Origin of the sequence: Kitasatospora sp. NPDC093679 (assembly GCF_040683455.1) — a bacterium.
GTDB lineage: Bacteria > Actinomycetota > Actinomycetes > Streptomycetales > Streptomycetaceae > Kitasatospora > Kitasatospora arboriphila.
In genome coordinates this window covers 24,292-41,432 of record NZ_JBFBDW010000050.1, presented here as the reverse complement: position 1 = coordinate 41,432, position 17,141 = coordinate 24,292, and the positions used below count along the sequence as shown (strand labels likewise).

The following is a 17,141-nucleotide window of genomic DNA, read 5'->3' as shown; positions in this document are numbered from 1 at the left end:
ACCGATGGCCCAGCCCATGGTGCACGCCGAGGGCGTGCGCAAGCACTACGGGAAGCTCGACGTCCTCAAGGGCATCGACCTCACCGTCGAACGCGGCCAGGTGTGCTGCCTGCTCGGGCCCTCCGGCTCCGGCAAGTCCACGTTCCTGCGCTGCATCAACCACCTGGAGAAGGTCGACGGCGGCCGCCTCACCGTCGACGGCGACCTGGTCGGCTACCGCCAGGCCGGCACCCGCCTCCACGAACTCCGCGAGTCCGAGGTCGCCGAACGCCGCCGCGAGATCGGCATGGTCTTCCAGCGCTTCAACCTCTTCCCGCACATGACCGCCCTGGAGAACGTCATCGAGGCACCCGTCAGGGTGAACGGCGTCAACAAGGCCGACGCCCGCGCCGAGGCGCAGCGCCTGCTGGACCGGGTCGGCCTCGGCGACCGCGCCGGCCACTACCCCTCCCAGCTGTCCGGCGGCCAGCAGCAGCGCGTCGCGATCGCCCGCGCGCTCGCGATGAAGCCGAAACTGATGCTGTTCGACGAGCCGACCTCCGCGCTCGACCCGGAGCTCGTCGGCGACGTCCTGGACGTCATGCGGGACCTCGCCGCCGACGGCATGACGATGGTCGTGGTCACGCACGAGATCGGCTTCGCCCGTGAGGTCGGCGACACCGCCGTGTTCATGGACGACGGCGTCGTGGTCGAGGCCGGCGACCCCCGGACCGTCCTGGTGGACCCGGAGCAGGAACGCACCAAGGCGTTCCTGTCCAAGGTCCTGTGAGCGCCCCCGCCGAGCAGGCGCCCACCACGGACCGCCGGCCGGCCGGCCCCGCCGTCCTGCGGGCCGCCGCCGAGGCGGCCCTGCCGGACTACCTCGCCGACCTCGCCGACCTCGTCGCCCTCGACTCCGGCTCCTACAGCCCCGCGGGCGTGAACCGGGTCGCGGACTGGGTCGAGCATCGGCTGGACCGCATCGGCTTCACCACCGAGCGCATCCCCACCCGTCTGCCCGACGGCCGACCGTGCGGCGACGTCCTGATCGGCCGTCTCGCCGGCACACTGCCGGCCGCCGACGGCGGGGCCCGGATCGTACTCGTCGGCCACATGGACACCGTCTTCGAGGACGGCACGGCCGCGGCCCGTCCCTTCCGCACCGACGGCCACCTGGCCCACGGCCCCGGTGTCAGCGACGACAAGGGAGGACTGCTCGCCGGCATCACCGCCGCCGACCTCCTGGTCCGGCAGGGGCGGACCGCGTTCGCCGAGCTGATCGTCCTCGCCACCCCGGACGAGGAGATCGGCTCGCCCGCCAGCCGCCCGATCACCGAACGCGTCGCCGCCGGAGCCGACTACGCCCTCGCGCTCGAGTGCGCCCGGGAGAACGGCGACCTGGTCGTCGAACGCAAGGGCGTGGCCGACCTCCTCGTGACGGTCACCGGCCGCGCGGCGCACGCGGGCATCGAACCCGAGCGCGGTGCCAACGCCGCCCTCGCCGCCGCCCACCTCGTCGTCGCCCTCCAGGCGCTCAACGGCCGATGGCCCGATGTCACCCTCAACGTCGGCGTGGTCCGGGCCGGTACCCGGACCAACATCGTCTGCCCCGAGGCCGAGCTGCACATCGAGGTCCGCGCCACCACCACCGCCGGACTGCACACCGCGATCACCGGAATCCGGCAGGCCGCCGACCGCACCGTCGTCGAGGGCACCACCGCCCGCGTCGACCAGCTCGACCTGTGCCCGCCGATGGAGAACACCCCCGCCGCACAGGCCGTCCTGACCCTCGCCCGGGAGGCCGCCGCCGAACTCGGCCTGGACATCGACGGTGCCTCCACCGGAGGGGTCGGCGACGCCAACCTCACCTCCGGCCTCGGCATCCCCACCCTCGACGGCCTCGGCCCCGTCGGCGGCGCCGACCACACCCCCCAGGAGTGGCTCGACGTGGCCAGCGTGCCCGGCCGGATCACCCTGCTCGCATCCCTGATCGAGCGCCTGCGCCGCACCTGAGCACGCACCCAAGGACAGGCCCGGACGGACGCAGCGGCACCCGCCGGCCGTCCGGGCCGCCGGCACCGGGTGCGCGCCGCCGGCGGGCCGCGCGCACCCGGAACCGCACGGTTCCCACCCCCCTCGACCCTTCGGGAGAACCCGGATGAACCGACACCACCTGTCCCCGCGCGCGGCGATCGCCGCGGCAGCCGCCCTGGCCGTCGTCGCAGCAGCCGCACCCACCGCCTCCGCCGCCCCGCGGACCCCGGCCCGCCCGGACCACCGGGGCGGCGGCACCCTGATCCTGGTGGGCGGAGGTCTCAAGGACGACAACACCGAGATCTACCACGAGATCATCGCCAAGGCGGGCGGCGCCGGCCGGGCCCGCATCGGCGTGCTCACCGCCGCCTCCGTCCCCGAGAGCCAGGACCCCGACGCGGCGGACCCCGACCGGTGCTCCAACTCCGTGTGCAACGGCAGGTACTACGCCGACCTGTTCAAGCACCACGGAGCAGCCGACGCCCAGTGGATCCCGATCGACATCGAACACGTCGACGCCGCCGACTCCGACGCCGTGGTCGCCCGGGTGAACGCCATGACCGGCTTCTTCTTCGGCGGAGGCGACCAGTACCGCTACATCACCGGCCTGCTGCACGGCGACGCCCACACCGACTCCAAGGTCCTCGCCGCGATCCGCGCCAAACTGCGGGCCGGAGCCGTGGTCGCCGGCTCCAGCGCCGGCGCGCAGATCGCATCCGGCCCCGACATGGTCAGCGGCGGCGACAGCTATCCGGCCCTGCGCGACGGCAGCGCACCCGGCTACTTCGAGGACCCCGGCCGCCTCGGCTACATCCCCGAGGGCGGCTTCGGCTTCTTCGGCTCCGGCCTCATCGACACCCACACCGGCACCTACGGCCGCGAAGGCCGTGCGATCCGGCTCGCGGCCGACACCGGACACACCCGGGTGTTCGCCCTCGACGAGAACACCGCCCTCGAGGTCGAGCACGCCGGATCCGCCGACGAGTCCCTGCGCGTCCTGGGCACCCACGGCGTCTCCGTGTTCGACCTGCGCCGAGCCCGCACCGGCACCACCGGCGGTCGGTGGAGCATCGAAGGCGTCCGCTACAGCTACCTCACCGACGGCGACCGGTACGACGCCCGGACCTGGCACATCGAGCCGGCCGACGGCAAGACCCCGCTCACGCCCGACCCGCAGAACACCGTTCCGGCCAACCACGACGCCTTCTACTCCGTCGACGACCCCGACGGCACCCCCTACTCCTTCTCCGGCACCGCCCGGGCCCTCACCGCCGCCGACCGGCGCACAGCCACCGCCACCACCTTCGAGACCGGCCCCACCTTCGAGATCACCTTCCGCAAGCGGGGCGACAGCCGCGCCTGGAGCGCGGACGGCACCACGGCCGCCTCCTTCAGCGACCTCGACGTGCGCATCGCCCCCGCCACCGACTGACCGCCCGAACCACCCGAGCACCTCCCCGCAGCCCGGCACTTCGCTAGGCTGCGGGGATCACGATCAAGCTCCCGCCGCCCAGGCCGCCGGGGCGGCGGCCACCGCCGGCCTCTCCGAGCCGCAGACCGGGAAAGGACCCCCATGGCCCCCGTCACCCTCGCCGAGGACATTCGGCAGCGACTCGGCGAATGCAGCCCCGCCGAGCGGAAGGTCGGCCGGGTCCTGCTCGCAGGCTGGCCCGCGTCCGGGTTCGAGACCATCGCCACCCTCGCCGAACGCGCCGACGTCAGCGCCCCCACGGTCATCCGCTTCGTCAACCGACTCGGCTACCGGGGCTTCCCCGACTTCCAGGCAGCGCTGCGCGCGGAGCTCGACGAGCGGAACGCCTCCCCGCTCACCCTCTACACGGCGGGTGGCTACGGCGCCCCCACCGAGGACGACTCGGTGGACCGGACGGGACCGGCAGGCCTGCTCGCCCACGGCAGGGAGGTGTTCACCTCGGCTGTCGACCGCACCCTGGCCGAAGTCACCCCGCACGACCTGGAGCGGGCCGTGCAACTCCTCGCCGACCCCAAGCGTCGCATCACGCTGGTCGGTGGCCGCTTCAGCCATCTGTTCGCCCAGTACCTCGGCCTGCACCTGATGCAGATGCGCGACGAGGTGCGGATCCTGCCCGACCGGCCCGTGGAGCGCACGGCTCAGCTGTCCTCCCTGGGCCGGCGGGACGTCCTCGTCGTGTTCGACTACCGCCGCTACGAGGAGGACAAGGTCACCATCGCCGAGCTGGTCCGCGAGGCGGGCGGGCGGGTCGTGCTGTTCACGGACACCTGGCTCTCGCCCGTGAGCACCCAGGCGGAGGTGGTGCTCTCCAGCCAGGTCGGGGCCCCCTCGCCCTACGACAGCCTGGTGCCCACGCTCGCCGTGGTGGAGACCGTGGTCGCCGGAATCGTCGCCGAGCTCGGGGACAAGGCGCACGGCCACATGCAGGGCGGTGAGGAGACCGCCCGCCGGCTCGGTCTGACCTGACGGCCCCTCGGACGTGCGGCGGTCCGCGGAGCAGGATGCCCAGCGGCCGCCGCACGTTCACGGTGCTCAGCAGACTGCCGTCCCGGAATAGAGGTCGGCGTCGGCGACGCCGTTGGTGACGCTGCGGGTGCAGTAGCTGCGGTCCGACTCGGGGACGGAGTAGAACATGTCGGCGGGTGTGCCGTCGAAGTGGGGATCGGCGAGGTTCTCGCCGCCGAGGGTGTTGAAGGCGCGGGCGTAGCGGGCCTTCGGGGCGAGACGGGCGACGAGGTCGGCGTGGTGGGCGACGGGGCCGGTGATGTTGTTGGCGGCGTCCACGACGAGCTTGCCGACGAGTGCGTCGCCGTGGGTGGTGAGGAGTTCCTCGACGGCGGCGCCGGGGACGGCGAGGACGACGGTGTCGGCTCGGGCGATGGCGTCGGCGACGGTGGCGGTGGTGGCGCCGCTGTCCTGTGCGGCGCTGTCGGTCTCGGGGGTGCGTGAGCCGAACACGGTGCGGTGGCCGGCGCGGGCGAAGGCCCGGCCGAGGGTGCCGCCGATGAATCCGCTTCCGATGACCGCGACGTTCACGGCTGTTCTCCTTCGTGGTTGGGGTCAGGCGCCGACGGCGGCGATGACCGCCTGGGCGACCTTGCGGCCGGAGTACTGCTGCTGGCCGGTGACGAGACGGCCGTCGCGGACGGCGAAGTGCTTGAACAGGCCGGCGCTGATGTAGTTGGCGCCGCGCTCGCGCAGGGCGCCCTCGGCGCGCCACGGCATGATCCGGACGCCTGCCGCACGGTCGCCGTAGTCCTCCTCGGTGTCGGAGAAGCCGGTGACGGTGCGTCCGGCGACGAGCGGGACGCCGTCGGCCGGCGTGCAGTCGACGAGGGCCGCGACGCCGTGGCAGTAGGCCGCGACGGTCTTCTCGGCGTCCCAGAAGGTGCGGACGGCCCGGTGCAGCGTCGTGTTGTCGCGGAAGGTGAACATCGGCGACTGTCCGCCCGCGATCAGCAGAGCCTCGTAGCGGCCCAGGTCGAGGGGTCGCGGGGGTCCGAGAGGGCGTCCATCTCGACCCTCCCGCCGTCCGGGGAGGCGACGGTGACCCGGAAGCCGGCCTCGGTCAGCTCGTAGCAGGGACGGGTGAGCTCGGCGCCCCAGAAGCCCACGGGCCGGTCGTTGTTGCTGCTGACGGCCGGGTTGGCGACGACGATCAGGACCTCCCGCGGCAGGTCGGTGCGGGAGTCGACCCGTACGTGGTGGTCGGACGAGATCGCGGCGACGTCGGCCGTGATGTCGGCATGGCGAGAACCTCCGAAGGGAACGGCCCCCGAGCAATACTGCTTGAATCCAAGCAATCGTGCCAACGGAAGTATTCCTCTATCCTGAACGGGTGGCGGACACGGACAAGGGCATCCACGACAGCGTCGACGCCGTTCTCGAGCAGTGGCGGCGGGAACGCCCCGACCTGCCGGTGGCCCCGGTGGGAGTGATCACACGCCTGGCCCGCGTGCGAACCCACCTGGACACCGCCCTGGCCGAGGTCTTCGCAGGCTTCGACCTCACCCCCGCCGACTTCCAGGCCCTGGTCAACCTGCGCCGCGCCGGCGCCCCCTACCAACTCGGCCAAGCACGGCTCATGGCCGCACTGGGCCTGACCTCCGGCACCGTGAGCGTGCGCCTGACCCGCCTCGAACGGCGCGGCATCGTCATCCGCGAACCCGACCCCGACGACAAGCGCAGCTACACCGTCCGCCTCACCGGCAAAGGCCTGGAGCTGTTCGACCGGATCGCACCCCTGCACCTCGCCAGCGAAGAACTCCTCCTCTCCGCCCTCACCCCCGACGAACAGACCCGACTCGCCGCACTGCTCCGCAAACTCCTCACCTCCTTCGAACACACCGGGCCCCACGCCACCCGGCTGTGGGGCATGACCCTCGAACCCGCCCGCATCGCCCGCCGCCGCCGCACCGCCGTCGGCCTGAGCGACCACCCGGGCCTGCTCGTCACCGCAATCACCCCCGACGGCCCGGCCGCACACGCCGGCATCCGCCCCGGAGACCTCCTCACCCACCGCGACACCGCCGAAATCCGCACCTGCGAAGACCTGAACCCCACCACCGGCGGCCCCGTGATCCTGCGAATCCTGCGCGCGGAGCAGCCCCTCGACATCACCATCGACCCGGACCAGCCCGCTTCGGAGAACCCATGACCGGCGACGACCTGCCCGCGACCGACGCACCGGCGCAGGCAGCGGACTTCAGCACCAACCGCCTCGAAGCGTTCAGCGACGGCGTCTTCGCCATCGCCATCACCCTCCTGGTCCTCGACCTGAACGTGCCCGAACCCGACAGCCTCCACGGCGAGTCCCTGACCGCGGCCCTCGCCCACCAGTGGCCCTCCTACTTCGCCTACCTGGTCAGCTTCCTCGTCATCGGCATCATCTGGATCAACCACCACGCCATGTGCGCGCTCGCGCGCCGCGTCGACCGGCGCACCCTGTTCGCCAACCTCTTCCTGCTGCTCACCGTCTCGGTCATCCCCTTCCCCACACGGCTGCTCGCCACGTACCTCACCGCGGACGACAGCGACGCCCACACCGCCGCCGCGATCTACGCCGGCACCATGGTCGCGATGGGCATCGCCTTCTCGCTGCTCTTCCTCGCCTTCACCCGGGACGCCCGGCTGCTGCACCGGCCCATCCCGCCGGAGGCACTGCGCACCGCGCTGCGCCGCTTCGGCATCGGCGGGCTCGGCTACCTCGCCACCGTCGGCCTGGCCTACGTCAGCCCCGTCGCCATGCTCGCCACCCACGCGCTCCTCGCCGTCTACTACTGCTTCGACCAGCTCGCACCCGCCCGCGCCACGCGCTGACCAGCACCGAACACGACCAGCAGTCCCCGACCCGCCGTGCCCGGACCGCCGTGCCCGGACCGCGCCCCGGCGGCACCACGAACTCCGGCTCCGGGCCGGGTGGCCGACTCCCGGCACGTCCGGTTCGGGAAGGGGTTCGGGAAGACGCAGGTAGCGGGGTGCGACCACCGGTATCCGGAAGAATGACCGCATGGTGACGATCCATCGCCGTACCGACAGACTTCCCACTGGTGCGTTGCTGGCATCGGTCGGCGGCTTCCTCGATGCGTACACGCTCACCCGCTACGGAGTGTTCGCGAACCTGCAGTCGGGCAACGTCGTGCTGTTCTGCGTGCAGGTGACTTCCCGGCACTGGCACGCCGCTGCCCTGCGGCTCGTTCCCGTGGGTGCCTTCATCATCGGCGCGCTCGCCGTGGAACTGCTGGGAACACCTCGCGCGGTCACGATCGTGCGTCGACCGATCCGGTTGGTGCTGACGATCCAGATCGCCCTGCTCACCATGCTCGCCACCCTGCCGGACGACGCACCGGAGCCGGTGACGACGGTGACCGTGGCTTTCGTCGCCGCGCTGCAGTTCTCGACGTTCACGACACTGCACGGCGCGCCGTACGCCACCTTGATGACCACCGGAAACATCCGACAGTGCGTCGTCGCCGGGCACCAGTGGCTGACCCGAAGGGATCGCAGGAGCGCACGCCGAGCGCAGCTCTACGGGGTCGTCGTGGGAGCGTTCTCCAGCGGCGCACTGGTAGGGGTGATCTGCACGCGCCTGTACGGCGGGCCGGCGATCGCGGTCGCGGCCGGTCTGCTGGTCGGCGTCCTCGCGTTGCTGATCCGGGAAACGCGTCAGCTGGAACGGGCCGGCGGCGAGGAGCCTGCGAACACGTGAGCACCAGGGGGCCGTCCATCGGGGCATGGTCACGTGAACGGCGGTTCGACCGTCCGAGCCAGGGGCGTGGGCGGCGCCGCGGGCGAAGGCCCTCCGTGTCGTCGGCAGTTCGGGGTCACGGGCGGCCTGGAGGACGGCACGTTCCTCGACCGCAAGACCGAGGCCGGTCGGTTCGGTGCGGCGGGCACCGGTCGGCGGAGCGCGCTCGTAAGGGTCCAGGACCCGGCGGAGCACGGCGGACTCGCCGCGGGCCTCCGACCACGCCGGTGCTGCCGTGCGGACCCGGACACCGCGGGTGACGCCCGGTCAGGCCCGCGACAGGGCACGGAGGAGCGGGTTGCGGCCGCGTACCGGCACGGACCACAGGTCGTGGCCGAGGAGGCCGAAGGACCGCAGCAGCCTGTTGGCGGCGAGGAACCCCGTGGTCGCGGCCCGTTCCATGAGTGCGGTCGGCAGAGGGCAGCGGACACCGTCGCCCGCGACCACGAGGCGCTCGTACGGGGTGCCGATGTCGGGGCGCTGCCGGTACCCGCCCACCGCGAACCGCGGGCAGTCCGACCGCCAGACGTGCCGGCTGTCGACGATCCCGGCCGTCGCGAGTTCCGGGTACAGCCGGCGCAACCGGGCCACGAGCTCCCGCTCCGTCCGCGTGCGGTCGGCGGTGTGCGGGACGGCGTAGGCATGGAGCTCGATCACGGAACCCCCGCTCTTCGCCGCCCAGCGCGCCGCCTCGCCCTCCCACCGTTCGACGACGCTGACGTTGTCGAGCGGCCCGTAGCCCGCGGTGCCGAGGAACCCGGCCCGGTCGGGGCGGGCGGCGGTGTCGGTCCAGTGCCTGCTGACGAGGAAGGGCGGGGCCGTGCGGACGCCGGTCACGGTGGAGCGCCAGGCCGTGCTGCCGAGGCCGGGCGAGTCGGCGACGAGAGCGCTCAGGGCGCCGGGGTCGGTGGCCAGCACGACGGCGTCGCAGCGGACGGTGCCGCCCGCTGCGGAGACCTCGAAGCGGCCGTCGGGGCGGGGGAGGACGCCCTCGACGGCGGCACCGGTGTGGATCCGCACCCCCGACCCCGCGAGGCGGGCCGCGAGGGGGTCCCACAGCGACACCGGGAAGGGCTCGCCGGCGACGTCGAAGAGGAGCCCTTCGGCGGAGCCGAGGAAGTAGATGTGGAACATCAGGACGAGCTCGGCCGCCGACAGCGCGTCCGGGCTGCTGAAGAAGCTCCGGGAGAAGACGTCGAACGCCAGGTGCCGGGCCCGCGGCGGGAAGTTGACGGCGGCCAGGAAGTCGTCGGCGCTGATGTGGTCGAGGGCGTCGTACACGGTCGCAACGGTGACGCCGGCCAGCTGCCGGGCCGCCCGGGCGTCGATCCGCGCCATGTCCCGGAGGCCGAAGGTGGGGCTGCGCAGGGCGAAGGCCAGCGCGTTCCACGGAGGTGTCCGGGGCAGCCCCGCGAAGCCGTCGGTGCCGCCCGTCCGGTGCCGCAGCGGATAGTCGGGCAGGGCCTTCAGGAAACCGAGGGAGGGGTCGATGCGCCGGAGCAGCGCCCGGAGGTTGTAGTACTGGCGGAAGAAGGCGTGGAAGCCGCGGTTCATCGTGACGCCGGTGCCGTCCGCGAGCCGGGTGGGCCAGCCCGCGAGCCTCCCACCGAGGTGCGGGTGCCGCTCGTAGAGGTCGACGCCGATGCCGCGTTCGGCCAGTGCGGTGGCGGCGGACAGGCCGGCGATCCCGCCGCCGACCACGGCTGCGCGGGGCGCCGGCGAAGCCGCGCACGGCGCTCCCGGGTGGGCGGGCCACAGCACGGCGCGGCGGTCGCGGGCGCCCGGCGGGAGCGGGCGGTTCACGGCCGGTCCTCCGGACGGTCGGCGGTGAGGGTGTGGACGAGCCCTGCCTGCCGGCCCCGGGCCGGGTGGACGCGCACGCCGGTGAACCCCGCCGTTGCGATCCGGGCGGCCAGGACGCCCACCGGGTCGAAGCCGATGACGCTGCGGCGCAGGTGCCGGTACAGGCGCGGACCGCCGGGCCCGAGGGCGCCGAGGGGGATGACGATCCCGTAGCACAGCGCGTTCCAGGCCACCGTGTCGACGCGTCTGCCGCGCAGGGTGTAGTCGTGCACGACCAGGCGGCCGCCCGGGCGCAGGACGCGGCGGATGCCGGCCGGCACGTCGTCCGGATCCGCGGTGTTCCGCAGCAGGTAGCAGGCGAGGACCGCGTCGTAGGGGCCGCGGAGGGGCGGGGTGCCGAGGTGCTCGGCCCGGGCGTGGACGAAGCCGACCGCGGCCGGCCACGGTTTGGCGCGTGCCCGCTGCAGCATGCCGGTGGAGGCGTCGGCCGCGGTGACGGTGGCCTCCGGGACCGCGGCGAGGACGGCGCGGGTGGACGCTCCCGTGCCGCAGCCGAGGTCGAGGACCCGGTCCGGACGACCGGTGGCCGGCCTCAGCAGGGCGGCAGCGGAGGCGAGTTGGCGGTGGTAACCGGGGCTCAGGGCGGTGAGCCGGTCGTAGGCGGCGGCGGACCGGTCGAAGGCGGCGGCCAGGTCGGTGCCGTGGAGGACGGTCATGGGGGCTCCGGGGTGGCCGGGCCGCGGAGGCGGGGGCGGGCGGTGTCGAGCGAGCTGCGCAGCATCGCCCGGAGCGGACTGCGCAGGCCGATGGCGAGCTCCTGGGCGGGGGTCGAGGTGCCGTCCAGGAACCGCAGCACGTTGCCGGTGCTGTTGGACCGGAAGAGGCCGGTGAAGAAGTCCGGTCCGATCCGGCCCCGGTCGAGCGCGCGGAGCAGGACGGCGTCCATGAGCAGGTGCCGTCGGGGGTAGGGCCGCGGCGGCGTCGGAGGGCGGCCGGCCAGGACGGCGCGGGCGGCGGCGCGGGCCTGGCGCTGGCTGGCGGCGAAGCTGTAGCCGGTGGAGGGGCGGACGGCGCCGCCGGCCGCGCCGATGCGGAAGTGCCGGGGCCCCTCGACGCGGAGGTGCCGCGCGTCGGTCATCGGCACCGTCCCGGCTTCCACCGCCTCGACGCGGTGGGCGCGCACGCCGAGGACGTCGTGCAGGTAGCGGGTGAGGGGGAGGTCGTAGGCGTCCTCCGGCCACGGCTCGCGGCCGAAGACGGTGTATTCGACGAGGGCGCGCCGGCTGTCGGTCGGGAGGACGTACCCGAAGGCCAGGCCCGTGTCCGGTTGCGGCACCCGGAAGTCCATGAGCAGGGGAGCGGCGGGGTCGAAGGCCGGTCGCTCGGTGCGCACGGTCCAGCCGCGGAAGTGCTGCACCAGCGCGGTGCGGGGAGCCCGGACGGGCGGCCGCGGCCGCGAGTCGAACACCCAGCCGGCGCGCAGCGCCGTCCCGTCGCCTTCGAGGGTGAGACGGGCACCCGCCGGCCCCGCCCGTACGTGCGAGACGGCTCCGACGAGGCGCCCGCTGCCCGGGGTCCGGGCGAGCCGCTCCTCGACGGCCCCGGCCAGGACCTCCGAACCCAGCATCTTGTACCGCGCCGGCCCCAGGGGGTGCCGGGAGCGCACCCCGTCACCGGAGCAGACGTCCACCGACGCCCAGCTGGCGGTCAGGAGGTCGTCGAAGGCGCCGTGCCCGTCCTCCCAGTAGCACCAGGTCCGGGGTGCCGGCCGGCGCAGGTCTCCGGTGTCCGGTTCGACGAGGACCACGCTCGGTCCGCCCGGCACCGCGCACAGGTGGTGGGCGAACGCCAGCCCGGCCGCGCCGGCGCCGATGACGGCGATGTCGACGGTCCTCACGCCTCCGCGCCCCCCTGCCGGGTCCGCAGTGCGTGACGCCGCTCGGCGTAGGCGAGGTCGTCGCGCCACAGCCGGGCCGAGCCCCTGCGGACGGCGGGCCGCACCAGCGGTGCGAGCGCGCGCGCCACCGCGAAGCCGCGCCGGGCGGAGGCCGCGACGACCGCCTCGGTGACGATCGTGCGGGCCGGTTCGCCGGGGCCGGACACGGGCGTGGCGTGCGTCTCGACCACGCTCCCGACGCCTTCGCCCTCGACGATCTCCATGACCACCGTGCGCGGCCCCGGGGCCGTGAAGGCGGCGGTGACCGGTACGGCCAGCTGCCGTCCCAGCCGGAAGTCCACCCGGACGAGGAAGCGGTCCGCGTCGGCGGACTCCGTCACGGGGAGCGTCGCCGCAGGGCTCTCCAGGACGGTCAGGGCACCGAAGGAGTAGGGGTGGAACCAGGCGCCGTGCCAGGGGTCGAGCCGGTTGGCGACCACGTCCCGCGGCTCGCACCTGCCCGCCAGCGAGACCACCGCGGTCAGTGCCGTCCGCAGGTCCGGGCGGTGCCCGGCCGGGGGAGCCTTCGTGGCCTCCTCGCCGCCCAGGTCGTCCAGCCGCACCCACAGCAGCACCCCGTCGTCGTGACACGGGTTCGTCGGCCACGCCGGGCTGCCGGCGGGGCCGAGCCGCATCCCGTGCCACCGGCACACCAGGTCGTGCCCGTCGACGGGAGCGTCGCACAGCGGTGCGCCGAGGTGGGGGCAGGCACCCGGCCCCGCGTGGACGTCGCCCGCGGGAGCGCGCCACACCACGAGCTCCCGGCCGGCGACCCGGCGGGGGACGGCCCGGCCCGGACGGACCGCCCCCGAGGAGCCGACGACGTACCAGTTGCCGGTCGGCCGCCGGGCGGCGCGGTCGGCCGCGGCCTCGATCGTCGCGACGCCGGCCTCCTTCCACGTGGGCTCCTGGTCCAGCCACCGCTGTCGGCGCACCCGCCGCAAGGGAAGGCTGCGGGCCGTCCGCCGTCGGCCGTTCATGCGGCACCACCTCCGTGCGCCCGGGACGGCGGGCCGTCACCGACGGCCGCCGCCGGCCGCGACGTGTGCGCCAGGCGGGCGGCCATCGCCCCGTAGAGCCCTGCGGCCGCCACCCGGGCACGCCGGCGGGTGGGGACCGTCACCCGCCGGTGGAGGACCGCCGTCGGACCGGCCCGCTCGATCTCGTCGAGGATCCCGCGGTACAGCACCAGCGCCGTCCGGACGCACGGCCGGGACTCGCCGGCCAGCATCGGCACCCCCAGCGCCGCCCACCGGTAGAGCCCCCGGGCGTGGGCGATCCGCTCCCGCAGCGCCGCGACGACCCGGGTGTCGCCCCGGCCGGTGCGCCGGCACCAGACCAGCAGCTCCCGGTCGACACCGTGGGCGGCGAGCTGGTCGGCGGGCAGGTAGATCCGCCCGCGGTCGAGGTCCTCGCCCACGTCGCGGATGAAGTTGGTGACCTGGAACGCCACCCCCAGCCCCGCCGCGTGCGGCGCGGCCGTCCGGGGGTCGGTGACCGTGCCGAGCACCGGCAGGCACTCCAGGCCGATCACCGCCGCCGACCCGTGCATGTACCCCATCAGGTCGGCGAAGCTCGCGTAGTCGGTGATGGCGAGGTCCTGGCGCATGGCGGCGAGGAAGTCCGCGAAGTGCCGGTACGGGATGCGGTAGCGGCGCGCCGTGTCCGCGACGGCCAGGCACACCGGCTGCCCGCTCCACCCCGTCGCCACCGCCGCGCGCAGGTCGTCCTCCAGCCGCTGCAGCGCCGCGGCCCGCCGTTCCACGGGCACCCGCCGCGTCCGGTCGTCCACGATCTCGTCCGCCCACCGGGCGAACCCGTACAGGGCGTGCACGGCGGGCCGGCGGTCGGGCGTGAGCATGCGGGTGGCCAGGAAGTAGGTGCGGCCGTACCGCGCGTTGATCGCCCTGCAGTACCGGTACGCCTCGCGCACGGCCGGCTCACGGACACCCGCCGGAACGGGCTCGCGCGACGTCACGGCCTCGCCCCGCTCCGGACGCCCCGCCCGGCGTCCCGTGGGACCGTCCGGGCGCCGGTGGCCCGGGTGCCGCCGGTGATCCGGGCGGCGGCGAGCTTGCCCGAGACCAGGACGGTGGGCACCCCCACGCCCGGTGTCGTGCCGCACCCGGCCAGGACGACGTTCTCCTCGCCGGGCACCAGGTTGCGCGGCCGGAACGGCCCGGTCTGGGCGAGGGTGTGCGCCGCCGAGAACGGCGTGCCCGCGCCGTGCCCCTGCGCCAGCCAGTCCGCGGGCGTGACCACCCGCTCGAACACGACCGCCTCCCCGAGCCCCTCCAGCCCCCGGCGCTCCAGCTCCCGGACGAGGCTGTCACGGTAGGCCGGGGCCGTCCGCGCCCAGTCGATCGGTCCCGTCTGCAGGTTGGGGCAGGGCGCGAGCACGTGGTGCAGGTGCCGGCCCGGGGGTGCGAGCGCCGGGTCGGTGGCCGTCGGATTGGTCACCAGCAGGGACGGATCGCTCATCACCCGTCCACTGCGCGTGAGTTCGGTGAACGTGGACTCCCAGGCAGCGCCGAAGGACAGCGTGTGGTGGGCCAGCCGGTCCCACCGCCGGTCGGTGCCGAGGTGCAGCAGGAACGCGGACGGCGACCAGCGCAGCGGAACGGCCCTGCGCGGCCGGCGGCCCAGCAGTCGGTGCGCCGCCGGCAGGTCGGCGGTGATCACCACCGCGTCGCAGGGGGTCCTGCCGCCGTCGGCCGTCCGCACCGCGACGACCCGGCCGGACGGGCCGCGCTCCAGCGACACCACCGCCCGCCCGTACCGCAGCCCGGCGCCGGCCTGCGCCGCCGCGGACGCGAGCGCGCGCGGCACCGCGTGCATCCCCCCGCGCGGGAACCAGACCCCGGCCACCGTGTCCATGTACGCGATGACGGCGTAGGCCGCGAGCGCCCGGGCCGGTGCCACACCGGCGTACAGCGACTGGAAGGAGAAGATCCGCCGCAGCCGGTCGTCGTGCAGGAACGACCCGATCCTCGGGCCGAGCCGGCCGAAGCCGCCGAGGGCGGCCAGCCGGGCCAGGTCGGCGCCCAGCAGGCCGAGGGGCGAGTCGAAGTTGGCGTCGATGAACGAGTGCATCTGCGCCCGGTACACCTTCTCCAGCCACGACCGCAGCCGCCGGTAGCCGGCCGCCTCCGCCGGGCCGGCGACGGACCGGATCTGGGCCTCCATCCGGTCGGGGTCGCTGTGGACGTCGATCGCCGTCCCGTCGGCGAACTCCGCCCGGTAGGCGGGATCGAGCCGGACCAGGTCGAGCCGCTCGCGCAGTGAGCTCCCCCCGGCGGCGAGGGCCTCGTCGAGCAGGTCCGGCATGGTCAGGACGGTCGGCCCGGTGTCGATGCGGTAACCCCCGCTCCGCAGGACGCCCGCACGGCCGCCGGGCTGCGTGCCGCGTTCGAGCACGGTGACGCGCCGACCCGCGCCGAGCAGGTGGAGGGCGCAGGAGAGGCCCGCGAGGCCCGCACCGACGACCACCACGTGGTCCGTCCTGCCCGTGACGGTCTTGACGGTCTTCATCGCGCTGTCCCTTCCGGACCTGATGCGTCAGAGCGGGGGAGCGGCGGCCGCGTACGCCGGCCGGGGGCCGAGCGCCTGCGGTACCGCCGTGAGCCGCCGGGCGACGGCCAGCAGCCGGCCGCGCGCGCAGTCGTCGAAGCGCTCCGCGGACAGGAACGCGCACGCCTCGTCGCGGAGCCGTGCCACCAGGGCGCACACCTCGTGGTCGGCTCCGGTCTCCGACACGGCGGCCCGTACCCGCTCGACGACGGCGCCGTCGGCGCGGCCCGACGCCAGGGCCGAGCGGATCAGCTCCTCCTCGTGCCGCATGCCGCGTGCCGCGGCGGTCTCCAGGGCCCGCAGAACCAGGTAGGTCCGCTTCCCCTCCGCGATGTCACCGCCGGGGTCCTTGCCGAGCTCCGCCGCGTCGCCGAACAGGTCCCGCAGGTCGTCGGCCAGCTGGAACGCCAGCCCGACGCGCTGCCCGAACCCGCTCAGCGCGGCCTTCCGGCCGCGCGTCGCCCCCGCGAGGTCGGCGCCCAGTTCGAGCGGCCGCTGCACGCTGTAGCCGCCGCTCTTCAACGACGCCACGGTGAGGGCCAGCTCGGACGATCCGCCCTGCTCCGCCTGGAGCCGCAGTTCGAGCGCCTGGCCCGCCACCATGTCGGCCCGCATGCGCCGCCAGGTCTCCAACACCGCTCCTCCGCGCCCTCCGATCTCCCGGGCCACGGCGGCGGCCAGGTCGTCCGCGCGGGCCAGCGCAAGATCGCCCGCCAGGATCGCCATGGAGACCCCGTAGCGGTCGCTGCTGCCGCTCCACCCGCCCGCGCGGTGCTGCGCACTCGCGGAGACGTGCAGCGCAGGCCCGCCGCGCCGCAGCGCGGACGCGTCCATGACGTCGTCGTGGACGACCGCACAGGCCTGGATCAGCTCGAGGGCGGCGGCCAGCTCGACCACCCGGGGGTGGGTGTCCGCGCTCCGTCCCCGCCGCCGGCAGGCGAGCCAGGCGTGTCGCAGCAGTCGCGCCCGCATCCGCTTCCCGCCCGTCACCAGGGAGTCCGTGAACGGCTGCACGGCGGTCGCACCGTCCTCGCCGTGGCGTTCGGGCCGCAGGGAGTCGGTCATCGCGTCCGTCACCTCGCGGCAGAAGGCCGCGTCGTCCGGCAGGGCCGTGGACGGCCTCGACGAGGGGGCGGCGCGCAGCGCCCGGCGAAGTCCTGCGGCTCGCATCGCGGCACCTCCATCGCGCGGCGGTCGAACGGAACGGACGCGGTGTTCTCGTCGCCTCCCCGGATGCGCCGACCCCGATCCTCCGACCAGGGCCGCAACGTGCCCGACCCGGAGCCGCGACGCATCCCACTCTCGGTGCCGTGGCATTCCGGGCACAGCCGCAGCGGTCCTGCATCGCTGCCGCAGGCGTGGGCCGTCAGCGGACGCCGACCCGGTGGACGCAGGCCCGGCGCAAGGCCGCGGGACGCAGGCGGGGACGCGTGAACGCGGCCGCGGCGGTGCCGCGGCCGCGCACGTTCCGCTTCGCGGTGGGTCCGGCCCGCCTGCGACGGGACCGGGAAGAGTCGCCCCTGATCGACACCGGCACGGCGGGCCGCGGGAAGCGGGTCGAAGGGGCGCTGGACGGTGAG

General features: G+C 74.6%; 16 protein-coding genes and 1 pseudogene. 7 read left to right on the top strand and 10 right to left on the bottom strand.

The window, feature by feature from the left end:
• Nucleotides 1-4: 4 nt before the first annotated feature.
• From AB0O09_RS30515 to AB0O09_RS30500, 4 genes are all read left to right on the top strand, one after another.
• Complete coding sequence (locus AB0O09_RS30515) at nt 5-769, top strand: amino acid ABC transporter ATP-binding protein (RefSeq protein WP_363547127.1); 765 nt, start codon at nt 5-7, stop codon at nt 767-769.
• A complete protein-coding gene (locus AB0O09_RS30510) occupies nt 766-1,992 on the top strand; it encodes a M20 family metallopeptidase (protein ID WP_363547124.1) in 1,227 nt (408 codons plus the stop codon). The genes AB0O09_RS30515 and AB0O09_RS30510 overlap by 4 nt, the downstream gene beginning before the upstream one ends.
• Before the next feature lie 145 nt (nt 1,993-2,137).
• Entirely contained in the window at nt 2,138-3,445 is a 1,308-nt protein-coding gene (locus tag AB0O09_RS30505) for a cyanophycinase (protein ID WP_363547122.1), read from the top strand.
• A 141-nt stretch (nt 3,446-3,586) separates the two neighbouring features.
• Nucleotides 3,587-4,471 (top strand): MurR/RpiR family transcriptional regulator, encoded by an 885-nt coding sequence (locus tag AB0O09_RS30500; RefSeq protein WP_363547120.1) that lies wholly within the window; start codon nt 3,587-3,589, stop codon nt 4,469-4,471.
• Between the two features lie 66 nt (nt 4,472-4,537).
• On the opposite strand, the pseudogene AB0O09_RS30495 reads toward AB0O09_RS30500, so the two are convergent.
• The 3 genes and pseudogenes from AB0O09_RS30495 to AB0O09_RS30485 all read right to left on the bottom strand — a co-directional run.
• Nucleotides 4,538-5,044: pseudogene (locus AB0O09_RS30495) on the bottom strand (NAD(P)-binding domain-containing protein); the annotation flags it as partial.
• Nucleotides 5,045-5,065: 21 nt separating this feature from the next.
• Nucleotides 5,066-5,440: a hypothetical protein gene (locus AB0O09_RS30490; RefSeq protein ID WP_363547118.1), complete on the bottom strand. Its 375-nt coding sequence runs from the start codon at nt 5,438-5,440 to the stop codon at nt 5,066-5,068.
• A gap of 20 nt (nt 5,441-5,460) precedes the next feature.
• The gene (locus tag AB0O09_RS30485) at nt 5,461-5,817 is read right to left on the bottom strand and encodes a hypothetical protein (RefSeq protein ID WP_363547115.1); all 357 of its coding nucleotides are present in this window, start codon (nt 5,815-5,817) and stop codon (nt 5,461-5,463) included.
• Between the two features lie 26 nt (nt 5,818-5,843).
• Between AB0O09_RS30485 and AB0O09_RS30480 the strand changes: the two genes are divergently transcribed.
• From AB0O09_RS30480 to AB0O09_RS30470, 3 genes are all read left to right on the top strand, one after another.
• Entirely contained in the window at nt 5,844-6,662 is an 819-nt protein-coding gene (locus tag AB0O09_RS30480; RefSeq protein ID WP_363547112.1) for a MarR family transcriptional regulator, read from the top strand.
• Nucleotides 6,659-7,324 carry a TMEM175 family protein gene (locus AB0O09_RS30475; protein ID WP_363547109.1) on the top strand — a complete coding sequence of 222 codons (666 nt, stop codon included), beginning with the start codon at nt 6,659-6,661 and terminating at the stop codon, nt 7,322-7,324. The genes AB0O09_RS30480 and AB0O09_RS30475 overlap by 4 nt, the downstream gene beginning before the upstream one ends.
• A 190-nt stretch (nt 7,325-7,514) precedes the next feature.
• A complete protein-coding gene (locus tag AB0O09_RS30470; protein WP_363547107.1) occupies nt 7,515-8,213 on the top strand; it encodes a YoaK family protein in 699 nt (232 codons plus the stop codon).
• Nucleotides 8,214-8,519: 306 nt separating this feature from the next.
• On the opposite strand, the gene AB0O09_RS30465 is transcribed toward AB0O09_RS30470, so the two are convergent.
• From AB0O09_RS30465 to AB0O09_RS30435, 7 genes are read right to left on the bottom strand one after another with little or no spacing between them, the layout of a single operon-like run.
• A complete protein-coding gene (locus AB0O09_RS30465; protein ID WP_363547106.1) occupies nt 8,520-10,055 on the bottom strand; it encodes an NAD(P)/FAD-dependent oxidoreductase in 1,536 nt (511 codons plus the stop codon).
• Nucleotides 10,052-10,771 (bottom strand): methyltransferase domain-containing protein, encoded by a 720-nt coding sequence (locus AB0O09_RS30460; RefSeq protein ID WP_363547104.1) that lies wholly within the window; start codon nt 10,769-10,771, stop codon nt 10,052-10,054. Before AB0O09_RS30460 ends, AB0O09_RS30465 begins: the two co-directional genes overlap by 4 nt.
• On the bottom strand, nt 10,768-11,952 hold the full coding sequence (locus AB0O09_RS30455; protein ID WP_363547101.1) for a lycopene cyclase family protein: 1,185 nt from the start codon (nt 11,950-11,952) through the stop codon (nt 10,768-10,770). The genes AB0O09_RS30460 and AB0O09_RS30455 overlap by 4 nt, the downstream gene beginning before the upstream one ends.
• Complete coding sequence (locus AB0O09_RS30450) at nt 11,949-12,971, bottom strand: DUF5914 domain-containing protein (RefSeq protein ID WP_363547098.1); 1,023 nt, start codon at nt 12,969-12,971, stop codon at nt 11,949-11,951. The genes AB0O09_RS30455 and AB0O09_RS30450 overlap by 4 nt, the downstream gene beginning before the upstream one ends.
• Nucleotides 12,968-13,969, bottom strand: coding sequence for a phytoene/squalene synthase family protein (locus AB0O09_RS30445; RefSeq protein ID WP_363547095.1), 1,002 nt, complete (start codon nt 13,967-13,969; stop codon nt 12,968-12,970). The genes AB0O09_RS30450 and AB0O09_RS30445 overlap by 4 nt, the downstream gene beginning before the upstream one ends.
• The gene (crtI, locus tag AB0O09_RS30440) at nt 13,966-15,522 is read right to left on the bottom strand and encodes a phytoene desaturase family protein (RefSeq protein ID WP_363547092.1); all 1,557 of its coding nucleotides are present in this window, start codon (nt 15,520-15,522) and stop codon (nt 13,966-13,968) included. Before crtI ends, AB0O09_RS30445 begins: the two co-directional genes overlap by 4 nt.
• A 27-nt stretch (nt 15,523-15,549) precedes the next feature.
• Nucleotides 15,550-16,731: a polyprenyl synthetase family protein gene (locus AB0O09_RS30435; RefSeq protein ID WP_363547090.1), complete on the bottom strand. Its 1,182-nt coding sequence runs from the start codon at nt 16,729-16,731 to the stop codon at nt 15,550-15,552.
• Between the last annotated feature and the right edge of the window lie 410 nt (nt 16,732-17,141).

Coding starts and splice junctions, on each gene's coding strand:
- AB0O09_RS30515 (WP_363547127.1), top strand. CDS start 5: ATGGCCCAGCCCATGGTGCACGCCGAGGGCGTGCGCAAGCACTACGGG.
- AB0O09_RS30505 (WP_363547122.1), top strand. CDS start 2,138: ATGAACCGACACCACCTGTCCCCGCGCGCGGCGATCGCCGCGGCAGCC.
- AB0O09_RS30500 (WP_363547120.1), top strand. CDS start 3,587: ATGGCCCCCGTCACCCTCGCCGAGGACATTCGGCAGCGACTCGGCGAA.
- AB0O09_RS30490 (WP_363547118.1), bottom strand. CDS start 5,440: ATGTTCACCTTCCGCGACAACACGACGCTGCACCGGGCCGTCCGCACC.
- AB0O09_RS30475 (WP_363547109.1), top strand. CDS start 6,659: ATGACCGGCGACGACCTGCCCGCGACCGACGCACCGGCGCAGGCAGCG.
- AB0O09_RS30470 (WP_363547107.1), top strand. CDS start 7,515: ATGGTGACGATCCATCGCCGTACCGACAGACTTCCCACTGGTGCGTTG.
- AB0O09_RS30460 (WP_363547104.1), bottom strand. CDS start 10,771: ATGACCGTCCTCCACGGCACCGACCTGGCCGCCGCCTTCGACCGGTCC.
- AB0O09_RS30450 (WP_363547098.1), bottom strand. CDS start 12,971: ATGAACGGCCGACGGCGGACGGCCCGCAGCCTTCCCTTGCGGCGGGTG.
- crtI (WP_363547092.1), bottom strand. CDS start 15,522: ATGAAGACCGTCAAGACCGTCACGGGCAGGACGGACCACGTGGTGGTC.
- AB0O09_RS30435 (WP_363547090.1), bottom strand. CDS start 16,731: ATGCGAGCCGCAGGACTTCGCCGGGCGCTGCGCGCCGCCCCCTCGTCG.